This is a genomic window from Campylobacter sp. BCW_6889 (assembly GCF_001762535.1).
In the GTDB taxonomy this organism is placed as follows: Bacteria; Campylobacterota; Campylobacteria; order Campylobacterales; family Campylobacteraceae; genus Campylobacter_D; species Campylobacter_D jejuni.
In genome coordinates this window covers 40,831-59,411 of sequence record NZ_MJWZ01000007.1, presented here as the reverse complement: position 1 = coordinate 59,411, position 18,581 = coordinate 40,831, and the positions used below count along the sequence as shown (strand labels likewise).

18 protein-coding genes and 1 pseudogene are annotated in these 18,581 nt (G+C 29.2%); 15 read left to right on the top strand and 4 right to left on the bottom strand.

Annotated features, from left to right (window positions below):
- Positions 1 to 4: 4 nt before the first annotated feature.
- The 10 genes from AJ939_RS00845 (at position 5) to AJ939_RS00800 (ending at position 11,917) form a co-directional block, all read left to right on the top strand.
- Entirely contained in the window at positions 5 to 1,819 is a 1,815-nt protein-coding gene (locus tag AJ939_RS00845; RefSeq protein WP_070275986.1) for a DUF2972 domain-containing protein, read from the top strand.
- Positions 1,809 to 2,342: an adenylyl-sulfate kinase gene (locus tag AJ939_RS00840; protein ID WP_002855392.1), complete on the top strand. Its 534-nt coding sequence runs from the start codon at positions 1,809 to 1,811 to the stop codon at positions 2,340 to 2,342. Before AJ939_RS00845 ends, AJ939_RS00840 begins: the two co-directional genes overlap by 11 nt.
- Positions 2,343 to 3,389, top strand: coding sequence for a sulfate adenylyltransferase (locus AJ939_RS00835; RefSeq protein WP_053869587.1), 1,047 nt, complete (start codon positions 2,343 to 2,345; stop codon positions 3,387 to 3,389).
- 10 nt (positions 3,390 to 3,399) lie between these two features.
- Positions 3,400 to 4,359 carry a pyruvate kinase gene (locus AJ939_RS00830; protein ID WP_070275985.1) on the top strand — a complete coding sequence of 320 codons (960 nt, stop codon included), beginning with the start codon at positions 3,400 to 3,402 and terminating at the stop codon, positions 4,357 to 4,359.
- Positions 4,360 to 4,368: 9 nt separating this feature from the next.
- Positions 4,369 to 5,622: a cation:proton antiporter gene (locus AJ939_RS00825; RefSeq protein ID WP_070275984.1), complete on the top strand. Its 1,254-nt coding sequence runs from the start codon at positions 4,369 to 4,371 to the stop codon at positions 5,620 to 5,622.
- Between the two features lie 77 nt (positions 5,623 to 5,699).
- Positions 5,700 to 7,769, top strand: a complete 2,070-nt coding sequence (locus AJ939_RS00820) for a capsular polysaccharide biosynthesis protein (protein ID WP_070243145.1) — start codon at positions 5,700 to 5,702, stop codon at positions 7,767 to 7,769.
- Positions 7,766 to 8,950: a capsule polysaccharide modification protein KpsS gene (kpsS, locus tag AJ939_RS00815; protein WP_022552397.1), complete on the top strand. Its 1,185-nt coding sequence runs from the start codon at positions 7,766 to 7,768 to the stop codon at positions 8,948 to 8,950. The genes AJ939_RS00820 and kpsS overlap by 4 nt, the downstream gene beginning before the upstream one ends.
- Before the next feature lie 71 nt (positions 8,951 to 9,021).
- Positions 9,022 to 10,143: a DUF829 domain-containing protein gene (locus tag AJ939_RS00810; protein WP_070243144.1), complete on the top strand. Its 1,122-nt coding sequence runs from the start codon at positions 9,022 to 9,024 to the stop codon at positions 10,141 to 10,143.
- Positions 10,140 to 11,501, top strand: coding sequence for a cytochrome P450 (locus AJ939_RS00805; RefSeq protein WP_052782845.1), 1,362 nt, complete (start codon positions 10,140 to 10,142; stop codon positions 11,499 to 11,501). Before AJ939_RS00810 ends, AJ939_RS00805 begins: the two co-directional genes overlap by 4 nt.
- Positions 11,498 to 11,917, top strand: coding sequence for a hypothetical protein (locus AJ939_RS00800; protein ID WP_002862076.1), 420 nt, complete (start codon positions 11,498 to 11,500; stop codon positions 11,915 to 11,917). Before AJ939_RS00805 ends, AJ939_RS00800 begins: the two co-directional genes overlap by 4 nt.
- Here AJ939_RS00800 and acpS read toward each other — a convergent pair whose 3' ends face one another.
- Together acpS and fliL are read right to left on the bottom strand one after the other, a co-directional pair.
- Positions 11,918 to 12,265: a holo-ACP synthase gene (gene acpS, locus AJ939_RS00795; protein WP_070243143.1), complete on the bottom strand. Its 348-nt coding sequence runs from the start codon at positions 12,263 to 12,265 to the stop codon at positions 11,918 to 11,920.
- Positions 12,266 to 12,802: a flagellar basal body-associated protein FliL gene (gene fliL, locus AJ939_RS00790; RefSeq protein ID WP_002855429.1), complete on the bottom strand. Its 537-nt coding sequence runs from the start codon at positions 12,800 to 12,802 to the stop codon at positions 12,266 to 12,268.
- A 102-nt stretch (positions 12,803 to 12,904) separates the two neighbouring features.
- Between fliL and pgmL the strand changes: the two are divergent.
- Positions 12,905 to 14,294: pseudogene (pgmL, locus tag AJ939_RS00785) on the top strand (phosphoglucosamine mutase PgmL).
- Positions 14,295 to 14,341: 47 nt separating this feature from the next.
- On the top strand, positions 14,342 to 14,719 hold the full coding sequence (locus AJ939_RS00780; RefSeq protein WP_002932559.1) for a DUF1090 family protein: 378 nt from the start codon (positions 14,342 to 14,344) through the stop codon (positions 14,717 to 14,719).
- Between the two features lie 30 nt (positions 14,720 to 14,749).
- Here AJ939_RS00780 and rsfS read toward each other — a convergent pair whose 3' ends face one another.
- Complete coding sequence (rsfS, locus tag AJ939_RS00775; RefSeq protein ID WP_002855339.1) at positions 14,750 to 15,076, bottom strand: ribosome silencing factor; 327 nt, start codon at positions 15,074 to 15,076, stop codon at positions 14,750 to 14,752.
- A 27-nt stretch (positions 15,077 to 15,103) separates the two neighbouring features.
- Positions 15,104 to 15,649 carry a nicotinate (nicotinamide) nucleotide adenylyltransferase gene (gene nadD, locus AJ939_RS00770; RefSeq protein ID WP_044779525.1) on the bottom strand — a complete coding sequence of 182 codons (546 nt, stop codon included), beginning with the start codon at positions 15,647 to 15,649 and terminating at the stop codon, positions 15,104 to 15,106.
- A 59-nt stretch (positions 15,650 to 15,708) separates the two neighbouring features.
- On the opposite strand from nadD, the gene gap reads away from it, so the two are divergent.
- The 3 genes from gap to AJ939_RS00755 are packed head-to-tail and all read left to right on the top strand — an operon-like array spanning position 15,709 to position 18,580.
- Positions 15,709 to 16,707 carry a type I glyceraldehyde-3-phosphate dehydrogenase gene (gap, locus tag AJ939_RS00765; RefSeq protein WP_070275983.1) on the top strand — a complete coding sequence of 333 codons (999 nt, stop codon included), beginning with the start codon at positions 15,709 to 15,711 and terminating at the stop codon, positions 16,705 to 16,707.
- A gap of 2 nt (positions 16,708 to 16,709) precedes the next feature.
- On the top strand, positions 16,710 to 17,912 hold the full coding sequence (locus AJ939_RS00760; protein ID WP_002875244.1) for a phosphoglycerate kinase: 1,203 nt from the start codon (positions 16,710 to 16,712) through the stop codon (positions 17,910 to 17,912).
- Positions 17,909 to 18,580: a triose-phosphate isomerase gene (locus tag AJ939_RS00755; RefSeq protein WP_002859678.1), complete on the top strand. Its 672-nt coding sequence runs from the start codon at positions 17,909 to 17,911 to the stop codon at positions 18,578 to 18,580. The genes AJ939_RS00760 and AJ939_RS00755 overlap by 4 nt, the downstream gene beginning before the upstream one ends.
- Position 18,581: the final 1 nt, after the last annotated feature.

The window sequence follows — 18,581 nt, the reverse complement described above, 5'->3', positions numbered from 1 at the left end:
TTTCATGCATAACCCAAACTCAGCTATAGAAAGAGTAAAAAATCATTTAGCCTATAAACTGGGTCAAGCTATGATTGATTTTACAAACAATGGGGGGGGGTATATAGCATTATTTAAAAAACTTTATAAAATTAAAAAACAACATAAAAAAGAACAAAAAATTTATCAACAAACCATACAAATCTTTCCTCAACTTAAATATCCAAGTTTGGAAACATGTCCTGATTATAGTGAATCCCTGAGATATAAATTTCATTTATCTTATATGCTAGGAGAAGTTTTAATCAAGGCTGATATGAATAAGTTTAGAGATGGGTATTTTTTTCTTTTTAAAAATATAGAACAAACTAAAAAATATTATAAAATAATAAAAGAAATTTTAGATCTTTCTAAAAAGTTTGAAGAAAATATTTATATTATACTCGCTGAAAATAAAAATTTATTCATGTGTAATTTAGATAATTTGAAACTTATTTTAGACTCGCATAAAAATTATATGCCAGTATTAAAAGTTATTTTTCAAAATTTTAATTATACACTAAATCATTTGGAAATGATACAAGAATGGTTGTTATCAAGTGATTTTAAGCAAAGATTTCAAGATGTAAATCATCCTTATCCTTCTTTACTTGACCCTAAAAAACTTAATGATCAATCAGAAAAAATAAATTATCATAATATTTCAGGCGAATTAGCCTGGAAAATGAATTTACCATTGCCTGAAAATTATAAATTAATATGGCTATGGGCTGCATGTAGTGGAACAATGGCTATTTATACATTTTTTAATTATTCAGATATTTCAACTATTAATGCAAATGGTTGGGAAGATGAAAAAAAAGTTTATATTGATAATTATACGTATATATTAAGCAAAAAAACACATGTAGCAATAGCCCCAAGAGTGTTTGAAAATAATGATAAAATTTACTATTTATTTACTAGTAATGTTCCTTTATTGTATATATGTAGAGATCCAATATCAATTATCAGGCATGCAATAAATCATATAGGTGACCAAAACAGTAAAATAAAACCAATGATGAAACAGATAACTTTAAATTCAAATTTTAAAGAGCTTTTTCCAGAAATACTTTACTGGTATTCTAATTCAAGCAAACCTGAATTGAATAGCTTGATAAAAGTTTTAGATAATTATGAACTTTACTTTAAATCATATCAAAGAATTAAAATTTTAAAAAAAGATGTATTGTGTTTTGAACTTAATGAAATCTCTGGTTTAAATGCTCGAAAAACATTTGATTTTATAGCTGATAAATTTTTTAATGTAAAATGTGATTATTCTTTTTTTTCTAAAAGAATTAATCGCCATCAAGGTGATTTGGTTGTGCTTCCAGTTGTATATTCTATTGTTATAGGTGAAATTTGTATTAATATAGTAATTACTACAAAAAATCTTATGTATTTTAATTCTTTAGGGCCTAAGATGATAAATGAAGACTATATTGACATTACTTCTGAAATTTTTAAAGAAAGAAAGTTAGTGTTTGATAATATTATTTTATTAATAAAACAAAAAGAATATAATATTTTAAAGAATAATCAAAAATGTTTTACAGATAGCAAAAAATATTTAAACGGTTATATGGATGCGTTTGAAGAGAATGAGATAAAGATTAAAAACAATCTTATTACAGAAGAAGAAATTTTGCAATATTTACAAATGAGAAAAGATTTGCGATTAAAATTAAAAGATATTTTAGATGAAGAATTAAATTTTATAAAAATAAATTATCCAAAGCATTTAAAACAATGGAAATATTATCAAAAATTTGAGCAGATGTGTAATGAAACATAATTTAACTATTTGGCTTACAGGTTTAGCAGGAAGTGGTAAAAGTTATATAGCGCAAGCATTGTATAGAAAATTAAAAGAGAAATATGACAATGTTATCTATCTTGATGGAGATGAGTTAAGAGAGCTTTTGGGATATTTTTCCTATGATAAAAAAGGTCGTATGGATGTATCCTTTAAACGATCCGATTTTGCTCGTTTTTTAAGCAATCAAGGAATGATAGTTATTGTAAGTGCGATTTCTATGTGGAATGAAATTTATGAGTATAACCGCAAATATTTAAAAAATTATTTTGAAATTTATATAAAATGTGAATTTGAAGAGTTGAAAAGACGCGATAAAAAGAATTTATATACCCAAGCTTTAAAGGGTGAAATTTCAAATGTCGTGGGTGTAGACATTCCGTATGATGAACCAAAAGCTGATTTAGTGATTGACAATACTCAAATGACAGCACTTGATGATAAGGTTTGCCTTATTTTAACAGCGCTTTCTCAAAATTTAGATAATTCAAAGCGCGAATAAATGTTACAAGTTACCCATGAAAATTTCCTAGATTTAAAATATTTTGCTAGCGGTGTGTTTTATCCTTTGGAAGGTTTTATGAATTATGAAGAATATAAAAAAGTAATTTATGAAATGCAACTTTTAAATGGTGAAATATGGACCTTGCCTATTACTTTAGAAGTGGATGATTTTAAAGATATTTATGTGGGACAAAAGCAAGATTTATATTATCAAGACAAATTTATAGGAAATATTCAAATCGAAGATAAATTTTGCGTTCAAGATCAGGATCTTTATGAAATTTTTCAAACTAAAGATGAAAAACATCCTGGTATTATAAAAGAAAAAAAACGCTCTTCTTTGCGTGTTGGTGGAAAAATAGAACTTAAAGAAGAATTTTATAAAGATTCTTTATATAAAAATATTTTAAAAGATGTTTTTAATGCTGATATTAAGACCATAGTGGGTTTTCAAACAAGAAATCCTATCCACAGAGCTCATGAACATTTGCAAAGAATTGCGCTTGAAATTTGCGATGCTTTGTTTATTAATCCTCTAACAGGCTGGAAAAAGCAAGGAGATTTTACCGAAGCAGCAGTGATGAGTGCTTATAAAACTATGTTTGATGAGTTTTATCCTAAAGATAGAGTTTATATTCAAGGTTTACAAACTGCTATGCGTTATGCGGGTCCTAAAGAAGCTATTTTTCATGCTTTACTTAGAAGAAATATGGGTTGTACCCATTTTATCATTGGCAGAGATCATGCGGGAGTGGGAGATTATTATGGAATTTACGAGGCGCAAAAGTTGGCTAAAGATCTATCAATGCGTTATGATTTAGGTATAGATTTTTTACTTTTGAAAGAACCTTATTATTGTTCTAAATGTCAAAAAATTGTGAGTGAAAAAAATTGTGCACATTATAAAGAACATAGAATTGCAATTAGCGGTACGCAAATTAGAAAGGATTTAAGTGAAGGTAAAATTCCTAGCGAACTTATGATGCGTTCGGAAATTTCTGCTAGTATACTTGCTTTAGGTAGAGAAAATATTTTTATTGATTAAAGGATTGACAATGAAGAAGCTTATTTTAACAACAGGTCCTAGTTTAGGTGGAAAGATAAATCTTAATCAAATTCATCAAGATAAATTTATTTATAGAATCAATGGAGCTCATGGAGATATAGAGAGTATTAAAAATACTATTATTAATTTAAGAAAACAAAAAGTTGATATTGATATTTTGATTGATTTACCAGGAAATAAAATTAGAACTTCAGGGATTAGCGAGGCTATTCAAGTAGAAAAAGATAAGGATTTTTCTTTAAAAATCGATCAGTTTAACTATAAAGAATTTTATAAGCTGATTAAACCAGGTATGGAGGTTTATGCAAATGATAGTGTGTTTTTATTTATTGTAAAAGAAGTTAACGATAAAGAAATTATATTTACATCTAAAAGCACAGGATTGCTTTTAAATAATAAGGGTATGCACGTAAGAAATTTGCATGATAATATTCCTTTTTTATTTGAAAAAGACAAGGAGCTTATAAAGCTTTGTAATGAGTTTGATATAGCTTATGTAGGAGCTTCTTTTGTGAGAAAAGCAAGTGATATACAAGAATTAAAACAAGTGCTTCGTTCAAATACTAAGATTATTTCTAAAATTGAAACTTTAGAAGCAGTGAATAATTTATACAGTATTTTGCAAGAAGTAGAATATATTTTAATTGATAGAGGAGATTTATCCACAGAAATTGGTATAGAAAAAATTCCACGTTTTCAAAATTATATTGTAGAAATGGCACATCATAATGCAATTAAAGTATTTTTAGCTACGCAAATTTTAAAAAATATGGAAGAAAAACCTATTCCTACTATTGCAGAAATTGATGATTTATATAATATTGCAAAAAGTGGAGTTTTTGGTGTGCAACTTTCTGAAGAAACAGCTGTAGGACACTATGTAGAAGAATGTGTTAAGATTTTAAATTTAATACAAGATGAAATCAATAATGAAAAAATCATTCTTTAAGAAAGCAATATGAAATTTGAATCTTTAAGTCCTGAGAATATTAGTATTATATTTTTATCTTTAGGAGTTTTATTATTTTCTTCTTTTGTTTTTGGAAAATTATTTACTTTATTTAAAGCTCCAAAAGTAATTGGTGAAATTTTTGGTGGTTTTGTTTTGGGGGCAAGTGGTTTGTATATTTTTGCTCCTGATTTACTTACAGATATCTTTAATGGATTTAATGAGCAAGGGAGGATATTAAATATTTTTTATCAATTAGGTTTGATATTTTTAATGTTTATTGCAGGGTTTAATACGCAAATTAGTTTTGAAAAACAAAATATTAAGATTATTTCTACTTTATTTTTAGGTGGTACTTTTTTATCTGCTGGTGTGGGATATTTTTTTATTGATTATTTTAAAGAAAGTTTTATTGGAATAAAGGGGAATGATTTATCTTTTGATTTGGTTTTTTTAATAGCCATTGCTGTAACTTCTATACCTGTGATATCAAAAATATTTTTTGATATAGGAGTGATTAAAACAAGATTTGCAAGCATAGTTTTAACCACTTCAACAATACAAGATTTGTTTTTATGGATTTTACTAAATATTACTATTAATGCCGCAACAAATCAAGATTTAACTTTAATAAGCAATCTTAAAACCGCTTTTCTTACTTTATTTTTATTTATAGCTGTGAAGGTAATTTCTCGTTTCTTTGAAAAAATTTCTTTTCGCATGAATACAATTGATTTTTTTACTTTAAGCTTTGTTGTATTATTTTTATCCATAGCTTTTTTAAATATGATTCATATCAATCCTATGTATACTTCATTTCTTGTAGGTTTTTTAATAAAAAATATTTTAAATAATCATCAAGAATTAAGAGAAAAAGTTAACGGTATTTCAGATATGGCTTTTTCATTTTTTATTCCTATTTATTTTGCTTTGATCGGTATTCAATTAAACGTTTTGCATGAATTTTCTTTTAGTATGTTTATATTCTTCCTAGTTCTTGCATGTTTATTGAAATTTTTAGGTTGTTATATAGGATTAAATTTTGTTAAAATTTCCAATATTTCAAGAATTAATTTTGCAATTACTATGAATGCTAGAGGTGGCCCAGGAATAGTTTTAGCGAGTGTTGCCTATTATTATCAGATTATTAATGTAAGTTTTTTTACAACACTTATTTTAACTGTTTTAATTTCTTCGATGATGGCGGGTTATTGGTTGAGATATCAAAAAAATAAAAATATAAATATTTTTTCTGAATTTTGATAAAAATTATAGAATTGAATTTTTGATATAAAAAATTTGTTATAATTCTTTTAAAAATATTTTTAAAAGAAATATTTATGAAGTATTACTCAACATCAAAAAAACTTATCACTAATGTTAAAAATTTTTATACCATTTTTTTATATAAGAAAAATTTAAAAATCAACAAAGATGATCTTTTCTTTGGCTGGGGACGTAAAAAATCAGGTTTAAAAGCTATGAATTTAGCTAAAAAATATAATACTAAATTCATACTTTTAGAAGATGGATTTATCCGCTCATTAAACTTAGGGGTTGAAAATAGCCCAAGTTTTTCTATGGTTAAAGATGATATAGGCATTTATTATGATGCAACAATGCCTTCAAAACTTGAAAATCTTTTAAATACTTATGAATTTAAAGGTGAAGAAATCAAGCAAGCTAAAAAAGCTATAGAGCTTATCAAAAAATATAAAATTAGCAAGTATAATAACAATCTTGATATCCCAGATGATTATTTTCAAAAAGATGAAAAACGTGTTTTAATTATTGCTCAAACGGCCAATGATGCCTCTCTTGAATTTGGGCTTGCTAAAGATTTTAAAACTGTCGATATGATAAAAGATGCCATAAAAGAAAATCCTGATTCTAAAATTTATATAAAAATCCATCCTGATGTTTTAAGTGGTAAAAAACAAAGTGATTTAGATATAAATTCCTTACCTAAAGAATGTATTTTAATCAGTGAAAATTTTAATCCCATAGCCTTGCTTGAGTTTTTTGATAAGGTTTATACTAAAACTTCTGGTATGGGTTTTGAAGCTTTGATACAAGAATGCGAGTGTGTTTGTTATGGCATGCCATTTTATGCAGGTTGGGGTCTAACAAAAGATAAATTAGAGTGTAAAAGAAGGATGCAAAAAAGAAGTTTAGAAGAAGTTTTCTATGCTGCTTATATACTTTATAGCGAGTATTTTAATCCTTATTTAAATCAAAAAAGTAATATTTTTGATACTATTCAAACTTTAGCAAAATATAAAGATATAGAAAAGGCAAATTCTAATAGACTTTTTATGCTAGGCTTTACCTTATGGAAAAGGTATTTTATCAAGCCTTTTTTTAAGGCTAAAAATAATGAAATTATTTTTTTAAATTCTATTAAATCTTTAGCTAGATACAAGCTTAAAGAAGATGATAAATTCTTTATTTGGGGTAAAAAATATGATGAAAATACTCTTAAAAATTTGCTTTTAGTAAAGGCAAAAGAGCAAAATTTAACTAGTTTTACCCCTAAAGTTTCTTTTGTGGAAGATGGTTTTATCCGCTCAATTTCACTAGGTTCTGATCTTACGCGCCCTTTTTCTTTAATCGTTGATGATAAAGGACTTTACATAGATCCAAATAAAGTAAGCAAATTAGAAGAACTTTTGCAAAATGAAATTTTTGATAAAAATATGCTAAATAGGGCAAAAAATATTATAAAAACCTTACTTGAGAACCGCTTTTCAAAATATAATGGTTTAAAGCATGAAGACTTAAAAATCAATGCCAAAATAGGACAAAAGGTTATTTTAATCCCCGCTCAAGTTGAAGATGATGCTTCGATGATTTTAGGAGGTTTTGGCTTATCTACTCTTGATTTGCTTAAGGAGGTACGTTCTAAAAATCAAGATGCTTATATCATCTTTAAACCCCATCCTGATGTGTTAAGCGGCAACCGTGTAGGTTTAAAAGATGAAACACTCATCTTGGAATTTTGTGATGAGATTGTAAAAGATTGCAGTATTGATAGTGCTATAAAAATTGCTGATGAAATTCACACTATTACTTCTACAAGTGGTTTTGATGCTCTTTTAAGAGCTAAAAAAGTTTTTACTTATGGCATGCCTTTTTATGCGGGCTGGGGTTTAACAAAAGATAAATATAGATGCGAAAGAAGAACAAGAAAACTAAGCCTAGAAGAGCTTGTAGCAGGTGCTTTGATCACATATCCAAGATATATAAATCCTAAAACAAAAACTTTATGTGAAATTGAAGTTTGTTTAGATATAATGCTAAATTTACAAAAAGCTTATTTTTCAAAAAAATATATAAAATTGGCAATAGATTTTAAAACTTTTATACTTAGAAAAATAAGAAGATTTTATGAATTTTTAGCAAAGAAATGAGATTTAGCACTAAAATTAAAAAAGAATTTAGCGGTAAAAATGTTTTACTCTTGCAAGGACCTGTGGGAAATTTTTTTCACCTTCTTGCAATAAAAATGAAAAAAAAACAAACCAAAGTTTTTAAACTCAATTTTAACGGTGGAGATTTTTTTTTCTATCCTAGTGGAACGAGGTGTAAGTGCGATGAAAAAGATCTTGAAAATTTCTATAGAGATTTTTTTCAAAGCAAAAAAATCGATGCTATTTTAATGTATAATGATTGTCGTATTATCCATGCTAAGGCTATTAAAGTGGCTAAAGAATTAGGAGTTGAAATATGGATTTTTGAAGAAGGATATTTAAGGCCTTATTGTATTACTTTGGAAAAAGATGGGGTGAATGCAAATTCTTCTTTACCGCGTGATAAAAATTTTTATCTTTCTCAAAATATTTTTACCAAAGAAAGCATAAAAGAAATTCCAGGTGGATTTAAATTTATGGCTTTTGATGCCTTTTTGTATTGGTTGTTTGCTTTTATTTTGGCCCCATTTTTTAACAACAAACTTCATCATCGCACTTTATATCCTTTTGAATTTTTATTTTGGTTTAGATCTTTATACAGAAAATATCTTTACAAGATTACAGAAAAAAAACTAAATGAAAAGATTTATAATTTAGAAAAAAAGTACTTTTTGGCGATTTTACAAGTTTATAGCGATACGCAAATTAAATATCATTACAAAAAAAGCATAGAGCACTTTATAGAGGAAACCATACTTTCTTTTGCAAACCATGCAAGAGCTAAATCTTATCTAGTTTTTAAACACCATCCCATGGATAGGGGTTATAAGAATTATTCTAAACTCATAAATGATTTAAGTCAAAAATATCATGTAGAAGGAAGGGTTTTATATGTTCATGATACCCACTTGCCAGTTCTTTTAAGAAAGGCTTTAGGTTGTATTACTATAAATTCAACAGTAGGCCTTAGTGCTATTTTAGAAGGCTGTCCGACTAAGGTTTGTGGCAATGCTTTTTATGATTTTGAAGGCTTATCTTATCCAAAGAAGCTTCAATTTTTTTGGCGTGAAGCTCATGCTTATAAACCCAATCCTATTTTGGCATGTAATTTTAAGAAATACCTTTTACAAACTAATCAATTCAACGGCAATTTTTACAAAAATTTCTTTTTAGACAAATAAGACTAAAAAGCTTTGATTAAGAGAGCTTTTAAAGCAAAGTTGTTATAATTAAAAGTAAAAAGAAATATTGTATGAATAGGGAAGTATTTTATATAGCAGGATATGATCCTAAAAGTTATAGATTTTATTATGATTTATTTAAAAAAAACCTAAAAGATTATTCTCATGCTTTTAACATTGAAGCTGATTTAAGTAAAATTGAAAAAAATGAGCAATTTCCTTTTTTTAAAATTTCTTGCGAGGGAGTGCAAACTAAATATCATTTTTTAACATGGAATGATATTGTTAAGAAAAATTGGTCAGAAAATTATAAAGATGCCTTAGCAGATTGTTATAGTTTTTTTAGAATTTATACTATCACAGGGCTTTTTATCAAATTTGGCAAAGAGTCGATTTATCAACTTATCACAGGTTATTATCCTTTTTTTTATGTGTTATTTTCTTTACTATTTTCTTTGGTTTTAGCTTTTGGAAGTTTTGCTTTTTTGCAAAATTATATGCATTTTTCTTTAGCTATCATTATAGGATGTTTTTTAGGATTTTTACTAAATCATTTTTTATTTAAATTAGGTAAGAAATTAGCTGTATTTTGGATAGCAAGAATTTGTGCTTTTTGTGCTACTTGGCAAGATAAAAAAACAGGCACTATGCAAGAAAGAATCAAGCTTTTTGCAAATGCTATAGTAGAGAAGCTAAAACAAAACGAAAGCAAACAAGATTATGAGCTTATTTTAGTAGCACATAGTGTTGGAACTATAGTTTGTATAGAAGTTTTGGAGTGTATTTTGAGACAAAATTTAGATTTATCTTTACTTCGTAAATTAAAAATTCTTACTTTAGGAGAATGTATACCTTTAGTGAGTTATCAAAAAAAAGCAGATGAATTTAGAAAGAAGCTTGAATTTGTTTCAAGGTTTGATTTAAAATGGTATGATTACACATCGATTATTGATGGAGCATGTTTTCCTCAAGTGGATTTTTTCCGCACGAGTGGTGTAAATGCTAAATTTACACCCCCATTTTTAAGTACTAAATTTCACACTTTATATGAAAAACATGAGTATAAAAAAATAAAAAGAGATAAAAACAAAGCGCACTTTTTATATCTTTATAGTATTAGTGTTAAAGGTGATTATGATTTTTTTTCTTTCATCATAATGCCTAAATTTTTAGAAGAAAAGGTAAAAATATGAGTGAATGTCCCTTTTTTCCAAAACCTTATAAAAATAAAGCTTCTACACTTTTAACTTTTTTGTTAAAGCGTAGATCTTGGCTTGATGGGCTTTATGAGCGTAGTTATAAAATGCAAACAGGCTATGTGAAGATGCCAAATTTTGATCTTTATGTTATAAATGACACTAAAGAAGTTAAAAGAATGATGGTTGATGAGGTTAGAGAATTTCCTAAAAGTGCATTTTTGCATGAGCTTTTAAGTCCGCTTTTAGGGGAGAGCATTTTTACTACAAATGGTGAAGTTTGGAAAAAGCAAAGAGAGCTTTTGCGTCCAAGTTTTGAAATGACTCGTATCAATAAAGTGTTTAATCTTATGAGTGAAGCTGTGGCAGATATGATGGATCGTTTTAGCAAGTATCCAAATCATGCTGTTATTGAAGTAGATGAAGCTATGACTTTTATTACCGCTGATGTGATTTTTCGCACCATTATGTCTTCAAAACTCGATGAGGAAAAAGGTAAAAAAATCTTAAATGCCTTTGTGACTTTTCAAGAGCAAAGTGTGCATACAGCCATGCGTCGTATGTTTCGTTTTCCAAAATGGCTTTCTTATGTTTTAGGAGATCGTAAGCGTGCTAAGGCTGGAGATGTGATCAGACAGGTTTTAAGTGACATCATAAAGCCAAGATATGATATGGCAGATAATGCAGAATTTGAAGATATTTTAGGATCTTTGCTTTTAGTAGTGGATGCGGATACGAATAAGCGTTTTTCTTTTGAGGAAATTTTAGATCAAGTGGCTATGCTTTTTTTAGCAGGACATGAAACCACAGCAAGTTCTTTGACATGGACGCTTTATTTGCTTAGTCTTTATCCTAAGGAGCAAGAAAAAGCTTGTGAGGAGATTACTCAGGTTTTACAGGGTGGAGCCATTGAAATTTCTCACCTAAGACAGTTTAAATACTTAACAAATATTTTTAAAGAATCTTTAAGACTTTATCCTCCTGTTGGATTTTTTGCAAGAGAGGCAAAAAAAGATACCCAAGTTAGAGATAAGCTTATTAAAAAAGGTTCTGGGGTGGTGATTGCTCCTTGGCTGATACACAGACATGAAGAATTTTGGACAAATCCACATGGGTTTAATCCTTCTCGTTTTGAAGGAGAATACAAAAAAGATGCTTATTTGCCTTTTGGGGTAGGGGAAAGAATTTGTATAGGACAAGGTTTTGCTATGCAAGAAGCGATTTTGATTTTGGCTAATATTTTAAAAACTTACAAGCTAGAACTTGAAGAAGGTTTTGTACCTGATGTAGTAGGGCGTTTAACAGTGCGTTCGGCTAATGGTATGAGGATAAAATTTAGCAAAAGAGAGTTATGAAAAGAGTTAGAACTAAAATTCGTGCCAATTTTCGTCGTCGTGTAAAACGCACTTTAAAAGGAAGCTTAAAAGAAAAATTAGCAGGGACTATTCTGCTTTGTGCAATAGTACCTTTAGCAGTTTTAGGATATCTTTTTATCGTGATTATAGGAACTTTTTTTAATACCGCACGAGCAAGACAGGGTGTTAGAGCCTTAGATCATTTTGTAAATGCAAGCTTGTTTAATGGCTATGCTTGGGAGAGCGTTTCTTCTCATGCGTGGCGTGAAAGAAATCGTAAAAAATGGGCAAGGATTGTTATAAAAATCACAGATTTTTTTCAAAAAGATCATTGTAAAAGAGCAAATAAAAGAGAACAACCTGTGGTAGATTTCATACTTTCAAGAAATTTAGACAAGCAAACTATAGGAAAATAATCAAACTATAGCCACTATGGCTATAGCAAAACCATTATCATGAGAAATGCTTAGGGAAGTTTGAGTGATATTAAAATTTTTTGTAATTTTTTGAGAATATTTTAATTTAGGCGCGTTTTTTTCATCTTTTGATATTTCAATATCAAAAAAACTGCATAATTCACAAATTCCAACACCCAAAGCCTTGCTAGCAGCTTCTTTAGCAGCCCAAAGACCTGCTAGAGTTGCTGGATTTTTAATGAGTATTTGTTCTTTTGAGCTTAGAAATTTATCCAAAAAATTTTTGCCATGTCTAGAATGAATTTTTTCTATCCTAGAAATGGCGATGATATCACAGCCTACACGCATTTAAGAAACTACAAAATCCGTAAAATAAACATTTTTAATAAAGCCATCGGTTAAAATTTCATTGATTTTTCCAACTAGCTCATCTTTTAAACGTTCTTTGCCTTTTTGTGTACTTACTTCTTCAAAAGTTTTAGCTGTTAATGTACGAATAATAATATCACGAATCACCGGGACTTTTTTATCAAGTTCAGGTTTTAAAAGTTCACTATTTTGTTCTAGTTCTATAGTGCATTTTACATATCTTGAGCCGCTATCGCTAAGTAAATTTAGGGTAAAAGGATCAAGTGGGTACATAGGACCTATATTAGCAAAATCACTACCTCGTTGAGTAGGGGCTGAAACTTTAGGTTTATCAGCTTTTGCTTCTTCTTTTGGAGCTTCTTTGACTTCACTTTCATCACTTGAACTGCTTGAAATAAGCCAAGCAATCACTCCCATAATACTAAGAAGTAAAACAAAAAGTAAAATAACAATAATAATTACAAGTGAACCGCCTTTTTTCTTTTTCGTTTCTTCGTTTTCTAATTCTTCATCCATAAATTTTCCTTCATTTAGTGAAATTAATGTAAAATTGTAGCAAAAATTTCTTTTCTATCCAAATTTGCTTTAGAAAAACGATAAATTTAGGTTAAAGAAGAGATGAATTTAAAGGAAAAAAATGTTAGATGTGATTTTTAGAGAATATGATATAAGAGGGCTTTATGGCAAAGAACTAAATGAAAAAAGTGTTAAGGCTATAGGTTTTTGCTTGGGACAAACCATGCTAAATAAAGGCTGTAAAAATGTAAGTGTGGGCTATGATGCAAGATATAGTGCAAATGAACTTTTTAATTATCTAGTAAGTGGACTTAACAAAGCGGGAATAAAAATCTATGATATAGGGCTTGTACCAACTCCATTGGGGTATTTTAGTCTTTATGAGGGCTTGAAATTTGATGCAAATGTTATGATAACAGGCTCTCATAACCCAAAAGATTATAATGGTTTTAAAATCACTATCAATAAAGAAAGTTTTTTTGGTGTAGAATTAAAAGAGTTTTCAAAAGAAGTTTATAAGCATTTAGATGATGAGATTGAAGAAAATTTAGAAGTAGAAAAATACGATATTTTAAGCCTTTATGTGAAATTTATGTGCGAGCAATTTAGTTTTTTAAAGGATTTTAATTATAAATTTGGTGTTGATTGCACAAATGGTGCGGCTGGAGTGGTGATAAAGCCTTTAATCAAGGCTTTAAATTTAAAAGCTCATGTAATGTTTGCAGAGCCTGATGGACAGTTTCCAAACCACGCTCCAGATCCTACAGAAGAAGAAAACTTAAGTGCAATTAGAGAGTTTTTAAATCAAAATCAAGATTATTCTTTAGCTTTTGCTTTTGATGGGGATGCTGATAGAATGGTTGCTTTGAGTAAAACTCATGTATTTTGCGGGGATGAGCTTTGTTATTTGTTTGCTAAAAATATTCCTAATCCACGCATTTTAGGTGAGGTAAAATGTTCTAAAAATCTTTTTGATGAAGTGGCTAAATTTGGAACTATTTTTATGGGAAAAACAGGACATTCTAATATCAAAAAAATGATGAAAGAAAAAGATATTGATTTGGCTGCTGAAGTGAGCGGACATATTTTCTTTAAACATAGATATTTTGGTTATGATGATGGAATTTACGCATTTTTAAGAGCCTTAGAACTTGTTTATAAAGGTTTTGATTTAGAAAGTATGATTAAAGCTTTACCAAAACTTTATACTACGCCTGAAATTAAAATTCCTGTAAATGAAGAAGAAAAATTTAAACTTGTGGAAGAATTTCAAAAAGAGATTGAAAAAGGAGCTTTAAAAGGTGTTAAAAGTCTTTGTGAAATCGATGGAGCTAGGATAGATTTTGGCGATGGATGGGCTTTGCTTCGTGCATCTAACACCAGCCCTTATCTTATCACACGCTTTGAAGCAACTTCTTTAGAAAGAGCAAAAGAGCTTGAAAGTATGGTATTTACTTTATTTGATGATATAAAAGCTAGGCTTAAGAATTGATGAGATAATATTTTGCGATTTAAATTTATTTTAAAAAGGAATTAAAAATGAAAAAAATACTTGTTTTACTTTCGTTATGTGCCTTTGCTTTTGGTGCAAGTGAATGTGATAGAAAAATCGATCGTATCAATAAAGAAATCAGTTTTTCTAAAGCGCATAATGATACAGCTAGAACCTTAAGCTTAGAGCTTGCTTTAAAACAAGTACAAAATGATTGTGCTAAAGATCCTATGTTTTATGATAAAAAGTTAGAAGCTAAAAAACTTAAAGAACAAGAAGTGGAAAAAATCGAAAAAGAACTTGATGCTTTAAAAGAACAAAAAGATTATATGAGTAAGGCTGAGTATAAAGCTAAAAAAGAAGCTTTAAAAGAACAAAAAGAGAAAATCAAAAAAGAAATTAAAGAATATATTGATAATCTCTAAAAATTAAAAGGCTAATTAAATTTAGTCTTTTTAAACCCTACCTTTTTTAAGATTTTCTAATAATTCTTCTATATTATAAATTCCTCTGTGTTCTGGTGTTAAAAGATGGATTAAAATATCACCAAGATCAATCACGCTCCATTCTTCACTACTATCTATGTTTAAAAATTCCTCACCTTTGGCTTTAAGTTGTGTTTTAAGCTCATCGATCAAAGATAGAGCGTGTCTTTCTCCTAAAGTAGCTGCGATAATGACATATTTTACAAAGTATTCTTGCTCGCTCATGTCAATGGTTTTGATATCTTCAGCTTTTTTTTCATCTAAAATTTTAACGATTAAATCTATTCTTTCTTGCATTATTTTCCTTTAATTTTTGAAATTGTATCAATTTTTTTGTAATTTTTCATAATATTTTTTTACTTCATCTTTAATTTCTTCGCAAACTTCATTTGTATTTAAAGTATTGCGTATGAAAGAAGAAGCGATTTTTTTATCGGTTTTTAAATCTTTGAAATTCTTAGGAATTTCTATATCATTGCGATTAGCAATAACAAATTCTACCAAAGAATTAAGTTTTTCAAAATCATGCCAAAGATGAAGTTTTTCTAAATGATCAGCACCAATTAAAAGATAAAATTTACTAGGATTATAAAACTTATAAAGATACTTAACACTTTCTATGCTAGGAACAGGGCGTTTTTGCTTGGTTTCAAAATCACAAATTTCAACTTTTGGCAAATGCCCCCAAAGTTTTTTAACCCATAAGAATCTTTGCTTTTCATCAGCACTAAAACTTTGTTTAAAAGGATTGATATAAGTAGGCATAATAATAAGCTTATCAATATCTAATTTTTCCAAAGCCTCTAAAACAACGCTATTATGACCATTATGCGGCGGATCAAAACTGCCACCAAAAAGTGCTATCTTCATTAAAATTTTAACCTTTTTTTTGTAGAATATTAACATTATATTTTGCAAAAGGAAATTAAATGGCTGTAAAAGTTGCTATAAATGGTTTTGGACGCATAGGCAGATGTGTTGCAAGAATCATCTTAGAAAGAAATGATATTGAGCTTGTGGCGATAAATGATACTACGGATATTGAACTTACAAAATACCTTTTTAAATACGATACAGTACATGGTGAATTTAAAGGCAGTGTTGATAGTGAAGGCGATGATTTAGTGGTAAATGGTAAAAAAATCAAAGTATTTAAAAGTCGCAATGTAAAAGATCTTGACTTTGCAAAACACGGCGCACAAATTGTTTTAGAATGCACAGGGGCGCATTTAACTATGGCAAAATGTCAAGAATTTATAGATATGGGAGTGCAAAAAGTGATCATGAGTGCTCCTGCAAAAGATGATACACCTACTTATGTTTTAGGAGTAAATTCAGAACTTTACAAGGGTGAAAGCATTATTTCTAATGCAAGTTGTACAACAAATTGCTTAGGTCCTGTTTGTCGTGTTTTACAAGATAATTTTGGTATCGAAAAAGGACTTATGACAACAATACATGCTTATACAAATGGACAAAGTATTATTGATGCTAAAGCTAAAGATAAACGCCGTTCTCGTGCTGCAGCACAAAATATCATTCCAACCTCTACAGGTGCAGCAAAAGCTATGAAACTTGTTATGCCTGAACTTAATGGCAAACTTCATGGACAAAGTATGCGTGTGCCAGTGATTGATGTATCAAGCGTGGATTTAACTGCACAACTAAGCCGTAAAGTCAGCAAAGATGAAATCAATGAAGCTTTTAGAAAAGCTGCAACTACAAATTTAAAAGGCATTTTAATGGTAGATGATGATGAAAGAGTTTCAAGTGATTTTATCACTTGTTCTTATGGAGCAATTATGGCAAGTGATTTAACTCAAGTGATTGCGGATGATTTTATCAAGGTGATTGCTTGGTATGATAATGAATGGGGTTATTCAAGTCGTCTAGTAGATATGGCAGTATATATTGCAAATAAGGCTTAATCATGAGTGATATTATTTCTATAAAAGATATTGATTTAGCTAAGAAAAAAGTTTTTATAAGATGTGATTTTAATGTTCCTCAAGATGATTTTTTAAATATCACCGATGATAGACGCATAAGATCAGCTATTCCTACGATAAGATATTGTTTGGATAATGGTTGTAGTGTGATTTTAGCCTCTCATTTAGGGCGTCCAAAAGAAATTAGCTCTAAATATTCTTTAGAACCTGTTGCTAAGCGTCTTGCTAGACTTTTAGATAAAGAAATTATTATGGCAAAAGATGTTATCGGCGAAGATGCAAAAACCAAAGCTATGAATTTAAAAGCGGGTGAAATTTTACTTCTTGAAAATTTGCGTTTTGAAAAAGGCGAAACTAAAAATGATGAAAATTTAGCCAAAGAACTTGCTTCTATGGTTCAAGTTTATATCAATGATGCTTTTGGAGTATGCCATAGAGCACATTCTAGCGTGGAGGCTATTACTAATTTTTTTGATGAAAAACACAAAGGTGCAGGATTTTTACTCCAAAAAGAAATTGATTTTGCAAGCAATCTTATCAAACATCCAGCACGTCCTTTTGTCGCTGTTGTTGGAGGTTCAAAGGTAAGTGGAAAACTTCAAGCATTGACAAATTTATTGCCAAAGGTAGATAAATTAATCATAGGTGGAGGTATGGCATTTACTTTTTTAAAAGCTTTAGGTTATGATATAGGAAATTCACTTTTAGAAGAAGAACTTTTAGAAGAAGCTAATAAAATTCTTACCAAGGGTAAAAATTTAGGAGTGAAAATTTATCTTCCAGTAGACGTTGTAGCCGCTCCTGCGTGCTCACAAGATGCGCCGATGAAATTTGTTCCAGCGCAAGAAATTCCAAATGGTTGGATGGGTTTAGATATAGGACCTGCAAGTGTGAGACTTTTTAAAGAGGTGATTTCTGATGCGCAAACGATTTGGTGGAATGGACCTATGGGTGTTTTTGAGATTGACAAATTTTCAAAAGGCAGTATTAAAATGAGTCATTATATCAGCGAAGGACATGCAACTTCTGTTGTTGGAGGCGGTGATACGGCTGATGTGGTTGCGCGCGCAGGTGATGCAGATGAAATGACTTTTATTTCCACTGGAGGTGGCGCTTCTCTTGAACTTATAGAAGGTAAAGAACTTCCAGGTGTAAAAGCTTTAAGATCTAAGGAAAATGAATGATCTTTGCTGCAAATTTAAAATGCAATCACACAAGAGCAAGTTTTAAAATTTATGCTGAAATTTTAAATAAAACTATGGGAGCAAAATGTGATGATATTATCGTTTTCCCACCTAGTGTAGCATTTTTAGAAAATGAAAATAACTTCATACAAGGAGCCCAAAATTTTTATCCTTGTGTTAATGGTGCTTTTACAGGCGAGCTTGGAAAAGAGCATTTGGACGAATTTGGGATCAAATGTGTTTTAATCGGGCATTCTGAAAGAAGAGCTTTAGGAGATGAAGAATTTATTAAGGCTAAATTTGATTTTGCTAAAGAGCATGGCTATAAAATTGTTTTTTGTATAGGTGAAAATTTAGATACAAAAAATTCAGGCAAGACTTTAGAGTTTTTAAAAAAACAACTTGAAATTATTGATTTAAATTATGAAAAACTCATCATCGCTTATGAGCCTATTTATTCTATAGGAACGGGAGTGAGCGCACAAAGTACAGATATCGCTAAAGTGCTTGAATTTTTAGCGAGTTTAACCAAGGTACCTTTGCTTTATGGTGGAAGTGTGAATGAAAATAATATCAAAGAAATTTTAAGTGTAAATCATTGTGGTGGAGTTTTGATAGGCTCTGCAGCTTTAAAAGTAGAAAATTTTATAAAATTAATCAAAGGATAAA

Coding starts and splice junctions, on each gene's coding strand:
- AJ939_RS00845 (WP_070275986.1), top strand. CDS start 5: ATGCATAACCCAAACTCAGCTATAGAAAGAGTAAAAAATCATTTAGCC.
- AJ939_RS00840 (WP_002855392.1), top strand. CDS start 1,809: ATGAAACATAATTTAACTATTTGGCTTACAGGTTTAGCAGGAAGTGGT.
- AJ939_RS00835 (WP_053869587.1), top strand. CDS start 2,343: ATGTTACAAGTTACCCATGAAAATTTCCTAGATTTAAAATATTTTGCT.
- AJ939_RS00830 (WP_070275985.1), top strand. CDS start 3,400: ATGAAGAAGCTTATTTTAACAACAGGTCCTAGTTTAGGTGGAAAGATA.
- AJ939_RS00825 (WP_070275984.1), top strand. CDS start 4,369: ATGAAATTTGAATCTTTAAGTCCTGAGAATATTAGTATTATATTTTTA.
- AJ939_RS00820 (WP_070243145.1), top strand. CDS start 5,700: ATGAAGTATTACTCAACATCAAAAAAACTTATCACTAATGTTAAAAAT.
- kpsS (WP_022552397.1), top strand. CDS start 7,766: ATGAGATTTAGCACTAAAATTAAAAAAGAATTTAGCGGTAAAAATGTT.
- AJ939_RS00810 (WP_070243144.1), top strand. CDS start 9,022: ATGAATAGGGAAGTATTTTATATAGCAGGATATGATCCTAAAAGTTAT.
- AJ939_RS00805 (WP_052782845.1), top strand. CDS start 10,140: ATGAGTGAATGTCCCTTTTTTCCAAAACCTTATAAAAATAAAGCTTCT.
- AJ939_RS00800 (WP_002862076.1), top strand. CDS start 11,498: ATGAAAAGAGTTAGAACTAAAATTCGTGCCAATTTTCGTCGTCGTGTA.
- acpS (WP_070243143.1), bottom strand. CDS start 12,265: ATGCGTGTAGGCTGTGATATCATCGCCATTTCTAGGATAGAAAAAATT.
- fliL (WP_002855429.1), bottom strand. CDS start 12,802: ATGGATGAAGAATTAGAAAACGAAGAAACGAAAAAGAAAAAAGGCGGT.
- AJ939_RS00780 (WP_002932559.1), top strand. CDS start 14,342: ATGAAAAAAATACTTGTTTTACTTTCGTTATGTGCCTTTGCTTTTGGT.
- rsfS (WP_002855339.1), bottom strand. CDS start 15,076: ATGCAAGAAAGAATAGATTTAATCGTTAAAATTTTAGATGAAAAAAAA.
- nadD (WP_044779525.1), bottom strand. CDS start 15,649: ATGAAGATAGCACTTTTTGGTGGCAGTTTTGATCCGCCGCATAATGGT.
- gap (WP_070275983.1), top strand. CDS start 15,709: ATGGCTGTAAAAGTTGCTATAAATGGTTTTGGACGCATAGGCAGATGT.
- AJ939_RS00760 (WP_002875244.1), top strand. CDS start 16,710: ATGAGTGATATTATTTCTATAAAAGATATTGATTTAGCTAAGAAAAAA.
- AJ939_RS00755 (WP_002859678.1), top strand. CDS start 17,909: ATGATCTTTGCTGCAAATTTAAAATGCAATCACACAAGAGCAAGTTTT.